This window comes from Pseudomonas citronellolis, assembly GCF_001586155.1.
Lineage (GTDB): Bacteria > Pseudomonadota > Gammaproteobacteria > Pseudomonadales > Pseudomonadaceae > Pseudomonas > Pseudomonas citronellolis.
On the sequence record NZ_CP014158.1, the window covers coordinates 6,167,815 to 6,186,957 of the forward strand.

A 19,143-nucleotide genomic window follows, 5' to 3' on the forward strand; every position below is an offset into this window, starting at 1 on the left:
CTGAAAAGGCCGAGACGCTTCCCTGACCCAGGTCAGCCCACGCCGGCCTGCTCAGCGGAAATAAAGCAGTACCTGCAAATCGGTACGCGAGGGGTAGGAACAGATCAGTTGGCCGTCGTCGCCCAGGCAGGAGGGCTGCAGGTCCTGGTTGACGCTCTCGTGCAGGCCCAGCAGGAACAGGCCCAGCAGCGCGGCTAGCAGATAGTGGCGGTAGTGCCGCAGGTGCTTTCTTCTTGTGCTGTTCATGACAACCTCCCGAGGAAGCCGGTCAGGGAACCGGGGGCGGCGAAAGCTGCCGCCCCACCGTTCCAGTGTGTGCCCGCTGCGCCAGCTGTCAAGCCGCGGCGGCTTGGCCCAAATGCCCGGCGCAGCCGTCAGCCGGGCCGTTCACCGGCGCCGCGCAACTTCCTATGGTGCACTCATCGCCCTGCCGACGAAGCCAGCATGCACGCCACCGACGCCAGCCCCTACCCTCACCTGCTCGCCCCGCTGCGGATCGGCCCGCTGCAGCTGCGCAACCGCGTGGTCATGGGCTCCATGCACACCGGCCTGGAGGACCGCCTGTGGGACTTCGGCAAGCTCGCCGCCTACTACCGCGAGCGCGCCCGCGGCGGCGTGGGGCTGATCATCACCGGCGGCTTCGCGCCCAACCGCGAGGGCTGGCTGCTGCCGCTGGGCAGCGACCTGACCGGCAGCCTGCAGGTGCCGGCGCACCGCCGCCTGACCCAGGCGGTGCACGCCGAGGGCGGGCGCATCCTGCTGCAGATCCTCCACGCCGGGCGCTACGGCTATCACCCGCTGGTGGTCTCGGCCTCGCCGCTCAAGTCGCCGATCAGTTGGTTCGCCCCGCGCGAGCTGTCCGAGCGCGGCATCGCCCGCACCATCGCCGCCTTCGGCCGCTGCGCGCGCCTGGCCCGCGCCGCCGGCTACGACGGGGTGGAAATCATGGGCAGCGAGGGCTACCTGCTGAACCAGTTCCTCTGCCCGCGCGGCAACCGCCGCCGGGACCGCTGGGGCGGCAGCCTGGAGAACCGCATGCGCCTGGCGCTGGAGATCGTCCGGCGCATCCGCCGCGCGGCGGGCGAGCGCTTCGTCATCGGCTTCCGCCTGTCGCTGCTCGACCTGGTGGAAGGCGGCAATACCTGGGACGAGGTACGCCAGGTGGCGCTGGCGCTGCAGGAGGCCGGCGTGGATGTGCTCAACAGCGGCTTCGGCTGGCACGAGTCGCGGGTGCCGACCATCGTCACCTCGGTGCCGCGCGCGGCCTTCGCCGAGGTGACCGCGCGCCTGCGCCGCGAACTGCGCATCCCGCTCATCGCCAGCAACCGCATCAACACCCCGGAGCTGGCCGAGGCGCTGCTCGCCAGCGGCCAGGCCGACCTGGTGTCCCTGGCCCGGCCGCTGCTGGCCGACCCGCAGTTCGTGCAGAAGGCCGCCGCCGGCCAGCCCGGGCGCATCAACACCTGCATCGCCTGCAACCAGGCCTGCCTCGACCACGCCTTCGCCAACCGCCGCGCCAGTTGCCTGGTCAACCCGCGCGCCGCCCACGAGACCGAGCTGCGCTACCGCAAGGCGCGCCAGCCCAAGCGCATCGCGGTGATCGGCGCCGGCCCCGCGGGGCTCTCGGCGGCCTGCGTGGCGGCCGAGCGCGGCCACCGCGTCAGCCTGTTCGAGGCCGGCGGCGCGATCGGCGGGCAGTTCAACCTGGCCCGGCGCATCCCCGGCAAGGAAGAGTTCGGCGAAACCCTGCGCTACTTCGCCGTGCGCCTGGCCGAGCTGGGCGTGGACCTGCACTTGAACCGGCGCATCGCCCGAGGCGAACTGCAAGGGCAGTTCGACGAGGTGATAGTCGCCACCGGCATCCGCCCGCGCCGGCTGCAGCTGCCGGGCATCGAGCATCCCAAAGTGCTCGGCTACCTCGACGTGCTGAACGGCGCGCCGGTGGGCCGGAAGGTGGCGCTGATCGGCGCCGGCGGCATCGGCTTCGACGTCGCCAGCTTCCTGCTCGCCGAACGCGAAGGCCCACAGCCGCTGGGCCAGTGGCTGGGCGAATGGGGCATCGACCTGGACAACAGCACGCCGGGCGGGCTGCGCAGGCCCACGCCGATCACGCCGAAACGCCAGCTCTGGCTGCTGCAGCGCAAACCGGGCACGCCCGGCGCCGGCCTGGGCAAGACCAGCGGCTGGGTCCACCGCGCCCACCTGAGGCACCACCAGGTGCAAATGCTGGGCGGCGTGGAATACCTGCGCATCGACGACGCCGGCCTGCACATCCGCGTGGACGGCCGCGAACAGTGCCTGGCGGTGGACAACGTGGTGATCTGCGCCGGCCAGGAACCGCTGCTGGAACTGCACCCCACCCAGGCCGCGGAGAACCTGCGCCACCACATCATCGGCGGCGCCCGCCTGGCGCGGGAGCTGGATGCCAAGCGGGCGATCCGGGAGGGGGCCGAGTTGGGGGCGCGGTTGTGAGGGGGGGTGTTTCGTTGGGGGGGGCTTGGTGCGGTTCCGAAGAGCGCCCTCTCCCTAACCCTCTCCCTGAAGGGAGAGGGGACCGTTCGGCGCGCTTGGCTGTTCTGGAGTCAGCCGGCAACACCGAAAGCTTCCGACGGAAACCTTGCCTTCCCTCGGCACGGACAAGCCCCCTCTCCCTTCAGGGAGAGGGCTGGGGAGAGGGAACGGTGGTCAGCGTAATGCCAATACACCCGGCAACCCCCATTCGCGAGCAAGCTCGCTCCTACGAGAAGCGGCGCCATCCTACAAGCATCTCGGCTCAGGAAGCTGTAATCTGTTAGATTACAGTCCGGCGATGATCAGGAGCTTCCGCCACAAGGGCCTGCGTGCCCTATACCTGCATGGGGATCATCGCGGCGTCAGGGTTGACCATGTGTCCAGGCTGCTGCGCATCCTTGCTGCCCTGGATGCCGCCAAGGACCCCAGGGAAATGGACCTGCCCGGTTATCGCCTGCACGGGCTGAAAGGCACGCTGCGGGGCTACTGGTCCGTCAGCGTCTCCGGCAACTGGCGGGTGATCTTCCGCTTCGAAGGCACCGACGCGGAACTGCTGGACTACCTCGACTACCACTGAGCGGAGGGCTCGCCATGGCCATGCACAACCCACCCCACCCGGGCGAAATCCTGCGCGAGGATGTTTTGCCGGCCCTGTGCCTGTCGGTCACTGCGCTGGCCACGCACCTGGGTTTCAGCCGGCCGCACCTGTCCAAGGTGCTGCATGGCCGCGCGCCCATCAGCGCCGACCTGGCCTGGCGCCTGGAACAGGCCGGCCTGTCCAGCGCCCGGCACTGGCTGGCGATGCAGGCCGCCTACGACCTCTGGCAGGTCAGCCAGCAACCCCATCCGCCGATCCCCCGGCTGCAGGCGGTGGCGTAAAGAGGGAAATCCCGTAGGAACAATTATCTGCCGGCTGCACCAGGTGCATTTCGTAGGATGGGTTGAGCCTGCGAAACCCATGCGGTCACGGTGATGGGTATCGCTTCGCTCAACCCATCCTACAGGCTACGAAAAGCAGTGGCGCCTACAAGTGGCGTAGGGCGTATAACCGTTCGCGGTTATACGCCGCCTGACCTTGGCCCCAAACACGCTCCGCGTTCAACCTCGAAGCGCCCGCCCCCCGGACCTCACGGCGAAAACCCCATCGGCCAAGGCAGCTCCTCCGACTCCAGCAACGCCTTGATTGCCCCCAGGTCCTTCGCCACCCACTGCGAATCGCGTTCGAAGGCGGTGTCGTCCATCGCCGGCTGGCGCAGCAGGGTCAGCAGCAGTTCGCAGCCGTCGCCGTTGGCGATCAGGCGCAGGGGGATGTGGATGGGCGGTGCATCTTCCGGCAGCACGTCGTGGTCCAGCACGCCGAACGGGTTGCGTGGCGAGAAGCGCACCCGCAGCGGCCCCTGGGGCGTCTGCGCCAGCCAGTGGTCGGCGTCCAGCGGTTCGATGGCGCTGCACAGGCCCGAGGCCCAGCGCGGGAAGTTGCGCGGTTCGGCGAGGAAGTCGTAGGCCACCTGCCAGGGGCGCTCGATGCGCACGGCCAGGGTGCGGGAAGCGGAGGTGCCCATGGTTTCTCTCCTGGGAAGCGGGAGCGCTGCTCCGGTCTGGTGCATACTAGCCGGCTGTCCTTTTCGCTTCGACTGCCAAGGAGTACCCCATGCCCACGCCACCCTGGTGGATGTTCGTCCTGCCGCTGATCGCCGGTACCTGCCTGCCGCTGCAGGCGGGCATCAACGGCCAGTTGGCCAAGCAGGTGTCCAGCGTGCTGGCCGCCGCGCTGATCTCCTTCTTCGTCGGCACCCTCGGCCTGCTGGTGCTGACACTCGCCAACCGCGAGTTCCCCGGCGTGCCGGCGCTGCGCTCGCTGCACTGGTGGCACTGGTGCGGCGGTTTCCTCGGCATGTTCTTCATCTTCATCGCCGCCTTCGCCGCGCCGCGGGTCGGCGCCCTGCTGTTCATGGTGCTGGTGCTGGCCGGCCAGTTGGGCATGGCCATGGCCCTCGACCACTTCGGCTGGGCCGGCTTCAGGGAGAACCCCATCAGCGCCCTGAAGTTGGCCGGCATCGCCGCCATCGGCGTGGGCATCTGGCTGATCCGCAAGGGCTGAGCCCCGGCATTGCCCGGCGCGGGCGCCGCCGCTATAGTCGGGCGGCGGCGTCCACCACGCCACCGGTCCGCGGAAAGGGTTCGCCCAGGTGCTGCATCCGCCGACTTCCCATACGACTCCGGCCCGACAGCGGACCCGGCCCGACAGGAGCTCGTATGTCCCCGACTTCCGGCCAAGACGGCCGCATCGACCTCGACCGCCAACGCCAGCACGCCAAGGCCCTGCTGCGCGACCTGCGCGCCGGCCAGGCGCAAGCCCTGCAACGCCTCCACGCCCAGGCCCCGCACGGCCTCGGCCACCCGCCGCGGTTGGCCGACTGCCAATGGCTGCTGGCGCGGGAACTGGGCTTCGCCAGTTGGCCGAAGCTCAAGGCCCACGTCGAGGCCATCACCTTCGCCGCGCGCCACCCGGACTTCGCCAGCGGCGACGAAGCCGCCTGCCTGCACCTGCGCTGCGGCAACGATATCGCCCACAGCCTGGAACTGGCCGGCTTCCGCGGCGAGTTCCGCATGTTCGCCGACCCGTTGAGCATGGGCCCCGTGCCGGCGCTGCCGGAAGAAAGCTTCCGCCAGCTGCGCGCAGCCTTCGTCAGCCAGGCTTTCGACATTCCCGCGGCCGACGCCCTGCGCCGCACCCGGGACGAATACGCCCTGCTCGACCGACTCCCCGAGCGCCAACGGGTGGTGCTCTGGTGCGAGGCCGATGCCTACGACCAGTTGTTCCTGATCCGCGTGCTCGCCGGCCTGCCGCGCTTGCCCGAGCGCCTGGAGCTGATCGAGACCGACCGGGTGCCCGGCGTGCAGCGCTTCATCGGCATCGGCCAACTGGCCCCCGACCTGCTCGCCTGGCTCTGGCCGCAGCGCCAGCCGCTGGGCGAAGAGGCCCTGCTGCTGGCCCGCGAAGCCTGGGACGCCTACCGCCAGCCCTCGCCACAGGCCTGGGCTGTGCTGGCCGGCAAACCGACACCGGCGCTGCCGCTGCTGGGCAACGCCCTGCGCCGCCAGTTGCAGGAACTGCCCGGCGCGCGCGACGGCCTGTCGCTGACCGAGCGCCTGAGCCTGGGCATAGTCGCCGAGCGCGGCGAGCTGCCCCTGGGCCGGGTGTTCGCCGAGCTGATGACGCACCGCGAACCGTTGCCCTACCTGGGCGACCTGATGTTCCACGTGCTGATGCGCCCGCTGATCGACAGCCCCACCCCGCTGCTGGTCGAAGCCGAGCCGCAGCTGCCCTGGGCGCAGCGCCCGGTGCGCCTCACCGCGCTGGGCCGCCAGGTGCTGGCCGGCGAGCGCCACGGCCTGGACCAGCTGGCCGGCGAGCGCTGGGTCGGCGGTGTGCGCCTGCGCCCGGGGCAACCGCACTGGACGCTGGACGACGGCCTGCAACCGCGTTGGCGCGGCTGAGCCGGCTTTTCGTCGAAAGGGCGCGCAATCCGCCAGCCAGGCCACTATGATTGCGCGCCCCCGCAACGCACCGTGCCGCCGCCATGAGAAAACCGCCGCTGATCGCCAACGCCGAACTCGACCGCCTGGAAACCTGGGCCAAGTACAGCTCGGGCCTGTGCCGCGACTGCCACGCCACCTGCTGCACCATGCCGGTGGAAGTGCGCATCGGCGACCTCATCCGCCTGGGCGTGGTGGACGAGTTCGAACGCGAGGAGCCAGCCAAGAACATCGCCAAGCGCCTGAGCAAGGAAGGCCTGGTCGAGCGCTTCAACCAGAAGAGCGGCATCTTCACCCTCACCCGCAGCAGCAACGGCGACTGCCTGTACCTGGACCGCAAGACGCGCCTGTGCACCGTCTACGCCAAGCGCCCGGACACCTGCCGCAACCACCCGCAGGTGGGCCCGCGCCCGGGCTACTGCGCCTACCGCAAGCGGCAGGCGTAAGGCCGCGGGCGCTCCGGCCCCGCTATACTGCGGCGCTGTTGCGGAGCCTTGCATGAACCCACTGAGCGACGCCTGGCGCGATCGCCCGACCCACCGAAGGGTCTGGGCGCTGGCCGCGCCGATGATCCTGTCCAACGTATCCGTGCCGCTGGTGACCCTGGTCGACAGCGCGGTCATCGGCCACCTGCCCCACGCCCATCAGCTGGGCGCGGTGGCTGTGGGCGGCAGCCTGTACACCCTGCTGGTGGGCGTGCTCGGCTTCCTGCGCATGGGCACCACCGGCTTCGCCGCCCAAGCCGCAGGGCGCGGCGACGGCGGCGCGCTGCGGCGCATCCTCGGCCAGGGCCTGCTGCTGGCGATGGGCCTGGCCTTGCTGCTGGGTCTGCTGGCGCTGCCGCTGACACCCGTGGCCATGGGCCTGATGAACGCCTCGCCGGAACTCGACGGCCTGGCCCGGCAGTTCTTCCACATCCGCCTGTTCGGCCTGCCCGCGGCCCTGGCCAGCTACGCGCTGATCGGCTGGCTGCTGGGCACGCAGAACGCCCGCGGGCCGTTGGCCATCCTGCTGACCACCAACCTGGTGAACATTGCCCTGGAGCTGCTTTTCGTGCTCGGCCTGGGCTGGGGCGTGGCCGGCGCCGCGCAGGCCTCGGTGATCGCCGAGTGGAGCGGCGCGGCCCTCGGCCTGTGGCTGGCCCGCGGCGCGCTGGGGCGCTTCCCCGGCGTGCCGGACTGGCGCCGCCTGCGCCGCTGGGTGAGCTGGGCGCCGCTGCTGATGGTCAACCGCGACATCTTCATCCGCAGCCTGGCGCTGCAGGGCGTGTTCTTCCTGGTGACCGTGCAGGGCGCGCGCCTGGGCGACGCCACGGTGGCGGCCAACGCCCTGCTGCTCAACGGCCTGATGATCACCTCCTACGCCCTCGACGGCCTGGCCCACGCGGTGGAGGCCCTGTGCGGCCATGCCATCGGCAGCGGCGACCGGCGCACACTGCGCCGCTCGCTGCTGGTGGCCTGCGGCTGGTCTCTGCTGGCCAGCCTGGCCTTCGTGCTGTTCTTCGGCAGCGCCGGGCACCTGTTCATCGCCCTGCAGAGCGACATCCCCGAGGTGCGCGCGGTGGCCGACCAGTACCTGCCGTACCTCGCCGTGCTGCCGCTGATCGGCATGTGGAGCTACCTGCTGGACGGGCTGTTCATCGGCGCCACCCGCGCCCGCGAGATGCGCAACGCCATGCTCCTGGCCTGCGCCGTGAGCCTGCCGCTGGGCTGGCTGCTGCAGCCGCTGGGCAACCACGGGCTGTGGCTGGCGTTCCTCAGCTTCATGCTGCTGCGCGGGCTGATCCTCGCCGCCTACGCCTGGCGCCTGACGCGCCGCGACGCCTGGGTCGGCCTGCCCTCGGCGTGACTGGCAGGCGCCGCCGCCGCGCTCTAAAGTGCCAGGCGGCGCCCACGATAGCGCCGAGCACAACGAAGCCGTGGCGCAGACCACGGCCCACGCCTGACAAGGAACCGACGACATGGCTTCAGCCCTGGTTGCCTACCTGCACTTCATCTCCATCTTCGTGATGTTCGCCCTGCTGGTGCTGGAGCACCGCCTGTTCCAGCTGCCGCTGGACGCCAGGCGCGCCCGCAGCCTGGTGATCATCGACCTGGCCTACGGCGCCAGCGCCGGCGTCGTGCTGCTCAGCGGCATCGCCCGCACCCTGTGGTTCGCCAAGGGCCTGGACTACTACCTGCACAACGCCGCCTTCCACGCCCTGGTCGGCCTGTTCGTGCTGGTGGCGCTGCTGTCCATCTACCCGACGCTGACCTTCCTCAACTGGCGCAACGCGCTCAAGGCCGGCCAGGCCCCGCAGGTCGGCGAGGCCCAGGGCCGGCGGGTGACGCTGGTGATCCGCATCGAGCTGCTGGCGATGCTGATCCTGCCGCTGCTGGCCAGCCTGATGGCCCACGGCATCGGCATGACCGGCAGCTAGAGCAGCCGCGCCAGAGGCTCGCGCAGGGCCTCGGCGGTGGCCGGCGGCAGGCGCAGCTGGAAGCGCCCGCGCAGCACCTCGATCAGCTCGTCCACGTCGAGGATTCGCCGCTGCTCGGCGTTGCCCTTGGCATCGCGCCAGCCGAACTGGCCGTCGAGCAGGGTCAGGCGCCTGTCGCCCTCGCTGAGCGCTACCCGCAGGCTCTTGCGGAACACGCTGTCCGGGTGCGTCGAGGTGTACCAGTTGCGCGGCAGGTAATCGACCCAGTGCTGCGCTTGCAGGGTGAAGCGGTACAGCGCCTGCCAGCCGCTGGCGGCGTGCAGCGCCAGTTCCAGTTCGTCGCCGTCGTGGGGCGCGATGCGCCAGCCGCCGGGCAGTTCCTCGCCGATCACCAGCGGCAGCGGCCGTGGCGGATTGGCGCCGCCGAAGCCGACGTCCGCCAGGTAGGGCCCCTCGTCCAGCTCGATGCGCAGCAGCAGGTGGCTCTGCTGGGTGCGCTCGACCTCCGCCGGCATGCCCCAGCGCACCCGCGCCACCAGCAGGCTGATGCGGTAGCCGAGGCTGGCCAGCAGCCGGGCAAACAGGCTGTTCAGTTCGAAGCAGTAGCCGCCGCGGCCACCCTCGACGACCTTGGCGAAGACCGCCTCCGGCTCGATGGCGACGGGCCGCGCCAGCAGCACGTCGAGGTTCTCGAAGGGCAGGTGGTGCAGCGCCGCGTCGACCAGGCGTTCCAGCGTCTGCAAGGTCGCGGCCGGCGGCTGCGGCGGCAGGCCGAGGCGCGCCAGGCAGGCCTGCAGTTGCTGCGGGGTGAAGGGAGTGAGTGGCGTCATGGGGTTTCTCCTCGGGCCAGGCGGAAGCCCGGCTGCCAGCCGAGCCGGTGGCGCGCCAGCGCGGTGCTGACCTCGGTGTCCTGCTCCGCCAGGTTGTAGCACCCGGGCGCGCCCCACTCCAGCGCCAGCAGCGCGGCGCGGGCGGCGTCGTCGACGTGCAGGGCCAGGCGCGGGTCGGGTTCGTCGCAGCCGGTGCCCGGGCCGTACAGGCGCCCGTAGCGCAGCACCAGGCCTTCCAGCGGCGCGGCGCCGAGCACGGCGTTCTCCAGCGCGGCGACGCCGCCGACGCTGATGGCGCGCGGGCCTTCGGCCGCCAGGTCGAGCGGCTGCCGCTCCTGGTGCGGCAAGGGCCCCGGCGCATAGGCCCAGGCGATGCTCTGCGCCACCAGCCGCTGCGCCCCGGCGGCGCGGGCGGCGGCCACCAGGTTGGCGGTGCCCTCGCGGCGCACCCGGGCATTGCGCGGCGCGGCCTCGGCCATGCGCGCCGGGTCCAGGCCGGGCGGCAGGTCGGTGAGCTGGTGCAGCACCCACTGCGGGCGGAACTCCAGCATGGCGCGCGTCAGCGCCGCGCCATCGAAGACGTCCAGCACCTGCGCCTCGGCGCCGGCCGCGCGCAGGGCCTCGGCCCGCGCCGGCTCACGGCTGCACGCCAGCACCCGGTAGCCGCGCGCCAGCAGCATGGGCAGCAGGCGCTTGCCCACGGCGCCGGTGGCGCCGGCGAAGAAGATTCTCGTGCACATGTTCGACCTCGTCTGGAGAGTGGATGGGGCCACTCTAGGGGCGTCATGGCACAGTCGACAGAGCCAAGAATCGATTAAAAGCCTGGGACATGGCCTCGCGACCGATCCGCGCAGCGCTCCCGCGAATGCCACATTTCTCGTCTATAACGAAGGTTCCCGACTTCCCTCGCCACAAGGAAACGCCCATGAGCAAAGTCTTCGACGTCGCCGTGCTGGTCGGCAGCCTGCGCAAGGAATCCCTCAACCGCAAGGTGGCCCTGGCCCTGGCCGAGCGGGCCCCGGCGAACCTGAAGCTGGAGATCGTCGAGATCGGCCAACTGCCGCTGTACAACGAGGACCTGGACGGCGACAACGCCCCGGCCGCCTACGCGCCCTTCCGCGAGCGCATCCGCCGCGCCGACGCGGTGCTGTTCGTCACCCCGGAATACAACCGCTCGATGCCGGCGGCGCTGAAGAACGCCATCGACGTGGGCTCGCGCCCCTACGGCAAGAGCGCCTGGGGCGGCAAGCCGGGCGGCGTGGTCAGCGTCTCGCCGGGGGCCATCGGCGGCTTCGGCGCCAACCATGCGCTGCGCCAGTCCCTGGTGTTCCTCGACGTGCCCTGCATGCAGCAGCCGGAAACCTACCTGGGCGGCGCCGGCAGCTTCTTCGACGCCGCCGGCAAGGCCAACGACCAGGTCGGGCCCTTCCTGCAGACCATCATCGACAGCTACGCCCGCTGGGTGGAGAAGATCGCCGGAGCCTGAGGCCCGCGCCGAGCCGCTCCGAAGAGCATCATTCTCCTCGTAACGCGTCATCGTTCCAGGGCAACGGTGTGCCTTCCTGCCCACGAAATCGCGCGCAGGGCGCGCTCCTACATTGGAATGGCGCGGGTGGGGTTGCGTAGGAGCGGATCTCATCCGCGATCCGCGCCGGGATATCCGGCTATCGCGGACAAGGTCCGCTCCTACGGGGAGAAACACCGTGCTTCCCGGCAACCTGTAGGAGCGGGCCCTGCCCGCGATTTCGCGCGCAGGGCGCGCTCCTACATTGGAATGGTGCGGGTGGGGCAGCGTAGGAGCGGATCTCATCCGCGATCCGCGCCGGGATATCCGGCTATCGCGGACAAGGTCTCCTACGGGGAGAAACACCGTGCTTCCCGGCAACCTGTAGGAGCGGGCCCTGCCCGCGATTTCGCGCGCAGGGCGCGCTCCTACATTGGAATGGCGCGGGTGGGGCAGCGTAGGAGCGGATCTCATCCGCGATCCGCGCCGATACCTCCGGCTATCGCGGACAAGGTCCGCTCCTACGGGGAGAAACACCGTGCTTTCCGGCAACCTGTAGGAGCGGGCCCTGCCCGCGATTTCGCGCGCAGGGCGCGCTCCTACATGGGGAATGTAGGGCGGACTCCCCCGCCCCTTCACTCCTCCTCGTAACGCGCCAACCGCTGGCGCAGGCGGGCGTTCTCTCTGCGCAGCTGCTCCACCTCGTCGAGCAGGCGCAGGGCCAGGGCGATGCCCGGCCAGTCCACCTCGAACTCGCGTTGCAGGCGCACCGCGCGGCGCACCAGGGTCAGCGACTCGACGCTGAACAGCCAGGTGTCGCCCCGCCGTTCCAGGGGCTCGACGATGCCGACCTCGACTATCTCCAGCAGCGTCTCGCGCGGCAGCCGCGCGCCCTCGCAGAGCTCTTCCAGCTCCAGGCTCAGCAGTATCTCGCTCATGGCCGTTTACCCCACTGGCTGCGTGGATCGAAGGCCGCGCGGGCGGCCAGTTCTTCCCAGTGCTTGCGCGTCTCGCCCTCGGGCGCGCCCTTGGGCATCACCACCTTGAGCACCGCGTAGAGGTCGCCGGCAGGGTCCTCGCCCTTGCCGGCCAGGCCCTTGCCGCGGATGCGCAGGCGCTGGCCGCTCTGGCTGCCCGGCGGCACGCTGAGGGCGATGCGGCCGTTCAGGGTGGGCACCTCGATCTTGGCCCCCAGCGCCGCTTCCCAGGGCGCCAGCGGCACGCTGAGGACGAGGTCGCGGCCGTCGACGTCGAACAGCGGGTGCGGCGCCAGGCGGATGACCAGGTAGAGGTCGCCGGCCGGCGCGCCGCCGATGCCGGGCGCGCCTTGGCCCTTCAGGCGGATGCGCTCGCCGTCCACCACGCCCGGGGGAATGCGCACCTTCAGCGTCTTCTCCACGTCGGGCAGGCGCCGGCCCTGCTCGTCGTAGCTGGGCAGGCCGAAGCGGATCGGCTGCGGCTCGCCGGACTGGCTCTCCTCCAGGAACAACGGCACCTCCAGCTCGATGTCGCGGCCGCGTCTTTCCCGCCGGCGGTGCCCCTGCGGGCCGGCATGGGCGCCGAAGATCGACTCGAAGAAGTCGGAGAAGTCCTGCTCCTGGAAATGCTCGGCGCCCTCGAAGCCGCCGGACGGCTGCCAGCCCGGCGGCGCTTCGAAGCGGCCGCTCTGCTGGTACTGGCGCAACTGGTCGTACTCGGCGCGCTTCTCGGGGCTCTTGAGCACCTCGTAGGCCTCGGAGACTTCCTTGAAGTGCGCTTCGGCGTCCGCCTCCTTGCTGACGTCGGGGTGGTATTTGCGCGCCAGTTTGCGGTAGGCGGTCTTGATCGCCTTTTCGTCGGCGTCCGGCGCCACGCCCAGCGCCGCGTAGTAATCCTTGAAGTCCATCGCCTTGCTGCTCCCGGGTCTGGAACTGCAAGCCTAGTCGCTGGCGCGGCACTCGTCCGCTCGCGACGGCTGATCCGCGTCATGGCATAGTCATTTATCCACAAAGCCCGCAGCGAACCAGGCCATGACCGAGCCCCTCGCCCTGCGCCTGGACCCCGGCCTGGCGCAGCCGATCTACCGCCAGCTCTACGAGCGCATCCGCGAGGCCATCGCCCGCGGCACCCTGCGCCCGGGCGAGCGGGGGCCGCCGGTGCGCGGCCTGGCCAGCGAGCTGGGCGTGGCCCGCGGCACCGTGGAGCTGGCCTACCAGTTGCTGACCAGCGAAGGCTACCTGCTGGCCCGCGGCCCGGCGGGCACAGTGGTTTCGCCGCAGTTGGCCGGGCGCAACGCCGAACGCCCGGCGCGCCTGGCGCCGCAGCCCGAGCAGGTGTTGCCCGGGCTGATCGCCCACGGCCCGCAGGTGCTGCCGCTGCAACTCGGCCTGCCGGCGCTGGACGCCTTCCCCAAGGCACTGTGGTCGCGCCTGGCCGGGCGCCGCCTGCGCCACACCGCCGAGGTCGAACTGGCCTACCCCGACCCTTGCGGCTACGCCCCGCTGCGCGAGGCGCTGGCCGGTTACCTCAGCGTGTCCCGCGGGATCGCCTGCGAACCGGCGCAGGTGCTGATCTGCGCCGGCTACCAGGGCGCCCTGGACCTGGTCAGCCGCACCCTGCTGCAGCCGGGCGATGCCTTCTGGCACGAGGACCCCGGCTACCCGCGCGGGCGCCAGCTGATGGCAGCAGCCGGCGCCCGGCCGGTCGCGGTGCCGGTGGACGGCGACGGCCTGTGCGTGGAACAGGGCCTGCGCCGCGCGCCCGACGCCCGCTTCGCCCTGGTCACGCCCTCGCAGCAGAGCCCCACCGGCGTGGCCCTGAGCCTGCCACGGCGCCTGGCCCTGCTGGACTGGGCGGCCCAGGCCGGGGCCTGGATAGTGGAAGACGACTACGACAGCGAATATCGCTATGCCGGCTTCCCGCTGCCGGCGCTCAAGAGCCTGGACCGCCAGGGCCGCGTGCTCTACGCCGGGACCTTCAGCAAGGTGCTGTGCCCGGCCCTGCGCCTGGGCTACCTGGTGGTGCCGCCGCCGTTGCTGGAGCGCTTCGTGCGCAGCCAGCAGACCTTCGCCAACGGCTGCGCCGAGCTGCAGCAGGCGACGCTGTGCGACTTCATCACGGAAGGCCACTTCGCCCGCCACCTCAAGCGCACCCGCACGCTCTACGCGCAGCGCCGGCAACTGTTGCGCACGGCCCTGGAGCGGCACCTGGGCGAACGCATGAAATTCGCCGAGCTGCCCGGCGGCCTGCACCTGATCGGCCGGATCGACGGCGACGACAAGGCCATCGCCGCCCGCGCAAGGGAAGCCGGCCTGGGCTTGCAGGCGCTGAACAATTGGTGTGTGGAGGCGCGCCAGGAACCGGCGCTGGTGATGAGCTTCACCAATGTGAAGGACGAAAGGCAGGCAGCCGAATTGGCCAGGCGCGTGGCGCAGGTGATGGAGACGTAGGATGGGTTGAGCGAAGCGATACCCATCACCATGACCCGATGGGTTTCGCAGGCTCAACCCATCCTACGAAGAGCACCACGTCGGCGGGGTAACGGCGTATAACCGCGAACGGTTATACGCCCTACGAAGAGCAGGCCGTGCCGGTCAGGACGACAGGTAGGCCGAGCGCGTCAGGCCCAGGCGCAGCGCGTCGAGGAACTGGGTGCGCTCGCGGGCGGTGAGCTTGGCGCCGGCCACCTTGTCGCGGTAATGGGTCATCAGTTCCTCGGGCGACAGGTGCACGTAGCGCAGCATGTCCTCGATGGTGTCGTGGGTCTCGATGCCGGCGTGGTGGAAACTGCCGTCGGCGTTCTGGTAGACGTTCACCGAGTCGGTGTCGCCGAACAGGTTGTGCATGTCGCCGAGGATTTCCTGGTAGGCGCCGACCAGGAACACGCCGATCAGGTAGTCCTCGCCCTCCTTCACGTCGTGCACCGGCAGGCTGGTCTCGATGCTCTGCTCGTCGACGTACTGGGTGATCTTGCCGTCGGAGTCGCAGGTCAGGTCCTGCAGCACCGCGCGGCGGTCCGGTTCCTCGCCCAGGCGGTGGATCGGCAGGATCGGCAGCACCTGGCCGATGGCCCAGGTGTCGGGCAGGCTCTGGAACACCGAGAAGTTGCAGATGTATTTGTCGGCGAGCTTGTCGTTGAGCTCGTCGAGCACCTGGCGGTGCGAGCGCTGGCGGGCCTTGAGCTGGTTGTGCAGGCGCCGGCAGATGGCGAAGTAGCACTGCTCGGCCAGGGCCTTCTGGGCCAGGCTGATCTTGCCCTCGGCGTACTGGCTGGCGGCGTCGCTCATGTAGTGGGTGGCGCGCCAGTAGGTCTCGGTGACCATCTCGGCGTCGGTCGGGCCGAGCAGGTCGGCCAGGTACTGGACGATCTCCGGCTGCTCGGCGAGGTCGGTGATCTTCGGCAGCTCGTCGTTGTGCCGCTCGACATCGGTGACCTGGGTGATCAGCACCGCGTGGTGCGCGGTCAGCGCGCGGCCGCTCTCGGAGAAGATGTGCGGGTGCGGCAGGCCCTGGGCGTCGCAGAACTCCTTGAGCATGCCCACCACCACGCCGGCGTAGTCGTCGATGTCGTAGTTGATCGAGCTGGCGTTGCGCGAGTGGGTGCCGTCGTAGTCCACGCCCAGGCCGCCGCCGACGTCCACGTGGTCCACCGGCAGGCCGAGGGCGCGCAGCTCGCCGTAGTAGCGGATGGCTTCCTTGAAGCCGTGCTGGTAGTCGGCCAGGTTGGCGATCTGCGAGCCCATGTGGAAGTGCAGCAGGCGCACGCCCTGGTCCAGCCCGGCCTGGCGGAAGCGCTCGACCACCGACAGCAGCTGCGCGGCGGAAAGGCCGAACTTGGCCTTCTCGCCGCCGGTGTCGGCCCACTTCGAGGAGGCCAGCGAGGACAGCCGCACGCGCAGGCCGACCTGCGGCAGTACGCCGACGTGCTCGGCCTCCTCGATCACCAGTTGCACCTCGGACTCCTTCTCGATGACGATGAAGACGTTGTGCCCGAGCTTCTGCCCCATCAGCGCCAGCTTGATGAACTCGCGGTCCTTGTAGCCGTTGCAGACGATGGTCCCGCCCTTGGGCGCCAGCGCCAGCACCGCCATCAGCTCCGGCTTGGAGCCGGCTTCCAGGCCGATGGAGACGTTCTGGGTGGCGATGATGCTTTCCACCACCGCTTCCTGCTGGTTGACCTTGATCGGGTAGAGCGCGGTGTAGCGGCTGCCGTACTCCAGGCGCGCGATGTTGGCATCGAAGGCGCCGGTCAGCTTGCGCACGCGGTCCTGCAGGATGTCCGGGAAGCGCACCAGCAGCGGCAGCGACAGGCCCGCCTCGCGCAGTTGGCCGACCAGCGCATGCAGATCGATCGGCTGGGCGTCGGCGCCCTGCGGGCGCACCTCGACGTTGCCGGCGTCGTTGATCGCGAAATAGCCGGCGCCCCAATGGCGGATACCGTAGATGCTGCGGCTGTCCGCCACCGTCCAGTTGCTGCCGTCGTCTTTGCGGGTCCGTCTTGCGGCCATGCGCGGGTGTCTCCTGAAAAGAAAGTCGAGCGCCCGGCGCGGGTAGCGCGCGGACGCAACAAGCCTAAACGTCGGGTATGACGTTGCCGTGTTGACCGCCATCTCTGGCGGTAGTTTAGGAAAGCGTGGCGAACTCGCGAGCGCGCATCTCCCATCTAGGGAACGGGCTGGCCGGCATGCCGGCGCCATGCGCCGCTGCCTAACCCGTTCCCTGCAGGGGAGAGACGAATCAGCCGCCGGATTTCTTAGCCTTGAAGCCGCGCTTGGCCAACTCTTCGAGGAGCAGCTCGACGTGGTCGCCCTGGATCTCGATGACGCCGTCCTTCAACGCGCCGCCGGTGCCGCAGCGCTTCTTCAGCGCCGTGGCCAGTTCCTTGAGGGCGTCTTCGGCCAGGGGCACGCCGCTGACCGTGGTCACGGTCTTGCCGCCGCGGCCCTTGGTCTCGCGGCGCACACGGGCGATGCCGTCGCCGGCCGGGATCACGGACTGCTTGCAGATGCAGGCGCCAACGGGCTGGTTGCAGTCCGGGCAATGCCGGCCCGCATCGGTGGAGTAGACGAGCCCGCCGAGGGCGGACAGGGAGGATGCTTTCTTGACCACCGGGCGTTTTCCCCAGGATTGGCCTCTAAGGGCCAGGTCAACGAATGATCGGCTGGCGCCGACCGCGACGCCCCACTCAGGCAGGGGCTGCGCATTCCCGCCGGAGGACCCGAGCGGAAAGGTCGCGCAATTTACCAGCATTGGAGGCAAATGCTAAGGGTGGAAATGCGTCATTGATCGGCGGATTGGCGACATGCCTGAAAAGCACCCTCACCCCGGCCCTCTCCCGCAAGCGGGAGAGGGAGTCCGCGCCGGAGACTACGCACTTCGCCGAACCTTCGGAGTGGATGCATAAACCTCGGTACGCCCATGGCACAGTTTCGCCGCCCATTCAGGACAGTCCCTTCTCCCGCAAGCGGGAGAGGGAGTCCGCGCCGGACGCACCGAGCACTGCTGCTGTTATGGAGTGGATGCATGGGCAATGGCATGCAAGAGGCACAGACCGCACGCCCACTCGGGACAGTCCCCTCTCCCGCTTGCGGGAGAGGGTTAGGGTGAGGGGCTCTTGCTCTTTAAAGCTGCCCCAGGAACAACCGCAAAGCCTGCAAAGAGTCCGGACAGTACAAAGCCCCAGAGGTAGCCTCCTCCAGCGCCACAGCCGGCTCGACGAACCGCGCCTCCAGCACCTCCTCCGGCTGCAGCCTCAACGGCCCATCCCAGATCGCGGAAAACACCGCGCACCACAGCCGATTGCCCGGCTCGTCGAAAAAGAAGGTGCCATGCTCGCGCAACTCCACGCCGGCCACGCCCAGCTCTTCTTCCAACTCCCGGCCGGCCGACAGCGCATAGCTCTCGCTGGCCTGCACCATGCCGCCGGCGGCGGCGTCCCAGTAGCCCGGGTACACCGCCTTGCTCAGGCTGCGACGGTGCACGCAGAGCTGCCCGGCGCCGTTGAACAGCAGGATGAAGGTGCCGCGGCCGATCAGCCCGCCCTCGCGCAGCTGGGCGCGCGGCAGCTCGCCCAGCAACTGGTCGCGCTCGTCGACCCAGGCGATCAGTTCCCGGTCCGAGGCCAGCCGGTGGGCGGCCTCGGCGGCGCTGACGAGGTCCATCAGCCCTGCGCCAGCAGTTGCCGCAGATCGATGATCGCGGCGTTGGCCCGGGAAATGTAGTTGGCCATCACCAGCGAATGGTTGGCCAGCACGCCGAAACCGCTGCCGTTGAGCACCATCGGGCTCCACAGCGCTTCCTGGGTGGCTTCCAGCTCACGGATGATCTGCCGCACGCTGACGGTGGCGTTCTTCTTCGCCAGCACGTCGGCGAAGTCGACCTCGATGGCGCGCAGGATGTGCGACAGCGCCCAGGCCTGGCCGCGGGCCTCGTAGAACACGTTGTCGATCTGCAGCCAGGGGGTTTCCTGCACTTCCTCGTCGACCTGCGGCGCCTGCCCCGGCGCCAGCGCCGAGGCGGTCTTGATGTTGGTGTTCAGCTTGACCCGCCCGACGCTGGCGGACAGGCGCTGGGACAGCGAGCCCAGGCGGGTGGAAACGTCGCCCAGCCAGTTGTTCAGGCTGTCGGCGCGGGCGTAGAACTGCGCGTTGGGCTGCTCGGCGGAGAGGCGCGCCAGGTAGCGGTCCAGGGACTTGATGCCCTCGGCGTACTCCGATTCGGAAGACGGCAGCGCCCAGCTCTTGTTGTCGAAGTTGAAGCGCGGCTCGGCGCGGGCCAGGTCGGCGTCCTCGGTGGACTGCGACTGCGAGCGGGCGAAGTCCTTGCGCAGCGCGCGGGACAGGTCGCGGGTCTGCACCAGCACGCCGTATTCCCAGCTGGGCATGTTGTCCAGCCACAGGCCCGGCGGGAAGATGTCGTTGGACAGGTAGCCGCCCGGCTTGTTCAGCAGGGTGCCGACCACTTCCTTGAGGGTTTCCACGGTGGTATAGCCCACCACCATCTGCCGCCCGGCGCGCTCGGCGGCCTGCTGCGCATGCTGCTGCACGGGGAACAGGTCCGGCTCGCGGCTCCAGTACCAGCCGACCAGGGCGGCGACCACCAGGTAGGCGCCCAGCAGCCCGCCGACCACGCGCACCAGCCAGGGCCCGCCGAAGTAGGCGCGCACATCGTCAACCCTGTCGTCGACGCGCTCGCGCACCGAGCCGCCGCGATTCTTCCAGTTCCACATGGCAAAGTCCTTGGTTCGACCTAACGGAAAAAGGTTGGACCGCAGGCCCCGCCACAGGTGCCGGGCGATGCCGCGATCCAGGCGCACTAGCATGCCGCAGTCGGCGCCCGAAGGGCAGCCTACCCTCTGCATG

Annotated in this window: 20 protein-coding genes; 10 read left to right on the forward strand and 10 right to left on the reverse strand. The window is 70.0% G+C overall.

Annotated elements, in window-relative coordinates; all coding sequences use genetic code 11:
- Positions 1-51: 51 nt before the first annotated feature.
- Entirely contained in the window at positions 52-246 is a 195-nt protein-coding gene (locus tag PcP3B5_RS27055) for a hypothetical protein (RefSeq protein ID WP_043318783.1), read from the reverse strand.
- A 198-nt stretch (positions 247-444) separates the two neighbouring features.
- On the opposite strand from PcP3B5_RS27055, the gene PcP3B5_RS27060 reads away from it, so the two are divergent.
- From PcP3B5_RS27060 to PcP3B5_RS27070, 3 genes are all read left to right on the forward strand, one after another.
- Positions 445-2,472, forward strand: coding sequence for an NADPH-dependent 2,4-dienoyl-CoA reductase (locus tag PcP3B5_RS27060; RefSeq protein ID WP_061562878.1), 2,028 nt, complete (start codon positions 445-447; stop codon positions 2,470-2,472).
- Positions 2,473-2,809: 337 nt separating this feature from the next.
- The gene (locus PcP3B5_RS27065; protein ID WP_061562879.1) at positions 2,810-3,088 is read left to right on the forward strand and encodes a type II toxin-antitoxin system RelE/ParE family toxin; all 279 of its coding nucleotides are present in this window, start codon (positions 2,810-2,812) and stop codon (positions 3,086-3,088) included.
- A 14-nt stretch (positions 3,089-3,102) separates the two neighbouring features.
- Positions 3,103-3,390, forward strand: coding sequence for a HigA family addiction module antitoxin (locus tag PcP3B5_RS27070; protein ID WP_009613269.1), 288 nt, complete (start codon positions 3,103-3,105; stop codon positions 3,388-3,390).
- A gap of 248 nt (positions 3,391-3,638) precedes the next feature.
- Here the strand turns inward: PcP3B5_RS27070 and PcP3B5_RS27075 are convergent, their stop codons facing one another.
- On the reverse strand, positions 3,639-4,073 hold the full coding sequence (locus PcP3B5_RS27075; RefSeq protein ID WP_058071708.1) for an SRPBCC family protein: 435 nt from the start codon (positions 4,071-4,073) through the stop codon (positions 3,639-3,641).
- 89 nt (positions 4,074-4,162) lie between these two features.
- Between PcP3B5_RS27075 and PcP3B5_RS27080 the strand changes: the two genes are divergently transcribed.
- The 5 genes from PcP3B5_RS27080 to PcP3B5_RS27100 all read left to right on the forward strand — a co-directional run bounded on the left by PcP3B5_RS27080 (position 4,163) and on the right by PcP3B5_RS27100 (position 8,470).
- The gene (locus PcP3B5_RS27080) at positions 4,163-4,612 is read left to right on the forward strand and encodes a DMT family transporter (RefSeq protein WP_009613271.1); all 450 of its coding nucleotides are present in this window, start codon (positions 4,163-4,165) and stop codon (positions 4,610-4,612) included.
- Positions 4,613-4,767: 155 nt separating this feature from the next.
- Positions 4,768-6,012, forward strand: a complete 1,245-nt coding sequence (locus PcP3B5_RS27085) for a DUF1835 domain-containing protein (RefSeq protein WP_061562880.1) — start codon at positions 4,768-4,770, stop codon at positions 6,010-6,012.
- An 83-nt stretch (positions 6,013-6,095) separates the two neighbouring features.
- Positions 6,096-6,497, forward strand: a complete 402-nt coding sequence (locus tag PcP3B5_RS27090) for a YkgJ family cysteine cluster protein (protein ID WP_024128110.1) — start codon at positions 6,096-6,098, stop codon at positions 6,495-6,497.
- A 52-nt stretch (positions 6,498-6,549) separates the two neighbouring features.
- Positions 6,550-7,899 carry an MATE family efflux transporter gene (locus PcP3B5_RS27095; RefSeq protein ID WP_061562881.1) on the forward strand — a complete coding sequence of 450 codons (1,350 nt, stop codon included), beginning with the start codon at positions 6,550-6,552 and terminating at the stop codon, positions 7,897-7,899.
- 112 nt (positions 7,900-8,011) lie between these two features.
- The gene (locus PcP3B5_RS27100; RefSeq protein WP_043268746.1) at positions 8,012-8,470 is read left to right on the forward strand and encodes a DUF2214 family protein; all 459 of its coding nucleotides are present in this window, start codon (positions 8,012-8,014) and stop codon (positions 8,468-8,470) included.
- Here PcP3B5_RS27100 and PcP3B5_RS27105 read toward each other — a convergent pair.
- Positions 8,467-9,300, reverse strand: coding sequence for an arylamine N-acetyltransferase family protein (locus tag PcP3B5_RS27105; protein WP_061562882.1), 834 nt, complete (start codon positions 9,298-9,300; stop codon positions 8,467-8,469). The two genes, PcP3B5_RS27100 and PcP3B5_RS27105, sit on opposite strands and share 4 nt — an antisense overlap.
- Positions 9,297-10,040, reverse strand: a complete 744-nt coding sequence (locus tag PcP3B5_RS27110; RefSeq protein ID WP_043318800.1) for an NAD-dependent epimerase/dehydratase family protein — start codon at positions 10,038-10,040, stop codon at positions 9,297-9,299. The genes PcP3B5_RS27105 and PcP3B5_RS27110 overlap by 4 nt, the downstream gene beginning before the upstream one ends.
- A 185-nt stretch (positions 10,041-10,225) precedes the next feature.
- Between PcP3B5_RS27110 and PcP3B5_RS27115 the strand changes: the two genes are divergently transcribed.
- Positions 10,226-10,786 (forward strand): NADPH-dependent FMN reductase, encoded by a 561-nt coding sequence (locus PcP3B5_RS27115; protein ID WP_061562883.1) that lies wholly within the window; start codon positions 10,226-10,228, stop codon positions 10,784-10,786.
- A gap of 653 nt (positions 10,787-11,439) precedes the next feature.
- Here the strand turns inward: PcP3B5_RS27115 and PcP3B5_RS27120 are convergent.
- A complete protein-coding gene (locus PcP3B5_RS27120) occupies positions 11,440-11,742 on the reverse strand; it encodes a chaperone modulator CbpM (protein WP_061562884.1) in 303 nt (100 codons plus the stop codon).
- Positions 11,739-12,689, reverse strand: coding sequence for a curved DNA-binding protein (gene cbpA / locus PcP3B5_RS27125; RefSeq protein WP_061562885.1), 951 nt, complete (start codon positions 12,687-12,689; stop codon positions 11,739-11,741). Before cbpA ends, PcP3B5_RS27120 begins: the two co-directional genes overlap by 4 nt.
- Before the next feature lie 124 nt (positions 12,690-12,813).
- On the opposite strand from cbpA, the gene pdxR reads away from it, so the two are divergent.
- Entirely contained in the window at positions 12,814-14,232 is a 1,419-nt protein-coding gene (gene pdxR, locus PcP3B5_RS27130) for a MocR-like pyridoxine biosynthesis transcription factor PdxR (protein WP_061562886.1), read from the forward strand.
- A 144-nt stretch (positions 14,233-14,376) separates the two neighbouring features.
- Here the strand turns inward: pdxR and speA are convergent, their stop codons facing one another.
- The 4 genes from speA to PcP3B5_RS27150 form a co-directional block, all read right to left on the reverse strand.
- Complete coding sequence (gene speA / locus PcP3B5_RS27135; protein WP_043318807.1) at positions 14,377-16,290, reverse strand: arginine decarboxylase; 1,914 nt, start codon at positions 16,288-16,290, stop codon at positions 14,377-14,379.
- A gap of 229 nt (positions 16,291-16,519) precedes the next feature.
- The gene (locus PcP3B5_RS27140; protein ID WP_043268734.1) at positions 16,520-16,891 is read right to left on the reverse strand and encodes a translation initiation factor Sui1; all 372 of its coding nucleotides are present in this window, start codon (positions 16,889-16,891) and stop codon (positions 16,520-16,522) included.
- A gap of 512 nt (positions 16,892-17,403) precedes the next feature.
- A complete protein-coding gene (locus PcP3B5_RS27145; protein WP_061562887.1) occupies positions 17,404-17,943 on the reverse strand; it encodes an NUDIX hydrolase in 540 nt (179 codons plus the stop codon).
- A complete protein-coding gene (locus PcP3B5_RS27150; RefSeq protein WP_061562888.1) occupies positions 17,943-19,010 on the reverse strand; it encodes a DUF2333 family protein in 1,068 nt (355 codons plus the stop codon). Before PcP3B5_RS27150 ends, PcP3B5_RS27145 begins: the two co-directional genes overlap by 1 nt.
- Between the last annotated feature and the right edge of the window lie 133 nt (positions 19,011-19,143).

Excerpts from the sequence above, each read along its gene's own strand:
- PcP3B5_RS27080 (WP_009613271.1), top strand. The coding sequence starts at position 4,163 with ATGCCCACGCCACCCTGGTGGATGTTCGTCCTGCCGCTGATCGCCGGT.
- PcP3B5_RS27060 (WP_061562878.1), top strand. The coding sequence starts at position 445 with ATGCACGCCACCGACGCCAGCCCCTACCCTCACCTGCTCGCCCCGCTG.
- PcP3B5_RS27105 (WP_061562882.1), bottom strand. The coding sequence starts at position 9,300 with ATGACGCCACTCACTCCCTTCACCCCGCAGCAACTGCAGGCCTGCCTG.
- cbpA (WP_061562885.1), bottom strand. The coding sequence starts at position 12,689 with ATGGACTTCAAGGATTACTACGCGGCGCTGGGCGTGGCGCCGGACGCC.
- PcP3B5_RS27110 (WP_043318800.1), bottom strand. The coding sequence starts at position 10,040 with ATGTGCACGAGAATCTTCTTCGCCGGCGCCACCGGCGCCGTGGGCAAG.
- PcP3B5_RS27120 (WP_061562884.1), bottom strand. The coding sequence starts at position 11,742 with ATGAGCGAGATACTGCTGAGCCTGGAGCTGGAAGAGCTCTGCGAGGGC.
- PcP3B5_RS27085 (WP_061562880.1), top strand. The coding sequence starts at position 4,768 with ATGTCCCCGACTTCCGGCCAAGACGGCCGCATCGACCTCGACCGCCAA.
- PcP3B5_RS27115 (WP_061562883.1), top strand. The coding sequence starts at position 10,226 with ATGAGCAAAGTCTTCGACGTCGCCGTGCTGGTCGGCAGCCTGCGCAAG.
- pdxR (WP_061562886.1), top strand. The coding sequence starts at position 12,814 with ATGACCGAGCCCCTCGCCCTGCGCCTGGACCCCGGCCTGGCGCAGCCG.
- PcP3B5_RS27070 (WP_009613269.1), top strand. The coding sequence starts at position 3,103 with ATGGCCATGCACAACCCACCCCACCCGGGCGAAATCCTGCGCGAGGAT.
- PcP3B5_RS27150 (WP_061562888.1), bottom strand. The coding sequence starts at position 19,010 with ATGTGGAACTGGAAGAATCGCGGCGGCTCGGTGCGCGAGCGCGTCGAC.
- PcP3B5_RS27095 (WP_061562881.1), top strand. The coding sequence starts at position 6,550 with ATGAACCCACTGAGCGACGCCTGGCGCGATCGCCCGACCCACCGAAGG.
- PcP3B5_RS27075 (WP_058071708.1), bottom strand. The coding sequence starts at position 4,073 with ATGGGCACCTCCGCTTCCCGCACCCTGGCCGTGCGCATCGAGCGCCCC.
- PcP3B5_RS27145 (WP_061562887.1), bottom strand. The coding sequence starts at position 17,943 with ATGGACCTCGTCAGCGCCGCCGAGGCCGCCCACCGGCTGGCCTCGGAC.
- PcP3B5_RS27090 (WP_024128110.1), top strand. The coding sequence starts at position 6,096 with ATGAGAAAACCGCCGCTGATCGCCAACGCCGAACTCGACCGCCTGGAA.
- PcP3B5_RS27065 (WP_061562879.1), top strand. The coding sequence starts at position 2,810 with ATGATCAGGAGCTTCCGCCACAAGGGCCTGCGTGCCCTATACCTGCAT.
- PcP3B5_RS27100 (WP_043268746.1), top strand. The coding sequence starts at position 8,012 with ATGGCTTCAGCCCTGGTTGCCTACCTGCACTTCATCTCCATCTTCGTG.
- speA (WP_043318807.1), bottom strand. The coding sequence starts at position 16,290 with ATGGCCGCAAGACGGACCCGCAAAGACGACGGCAGCAACTGGACGGTG.
- PcP3B5_RS27055 (WP_043318783.1), bottom strand. The coding sequence starts at position 246 with ATGAACAGCACAAGAAGAAAGCACCTGCGGCACTACCGCCACTATCTG.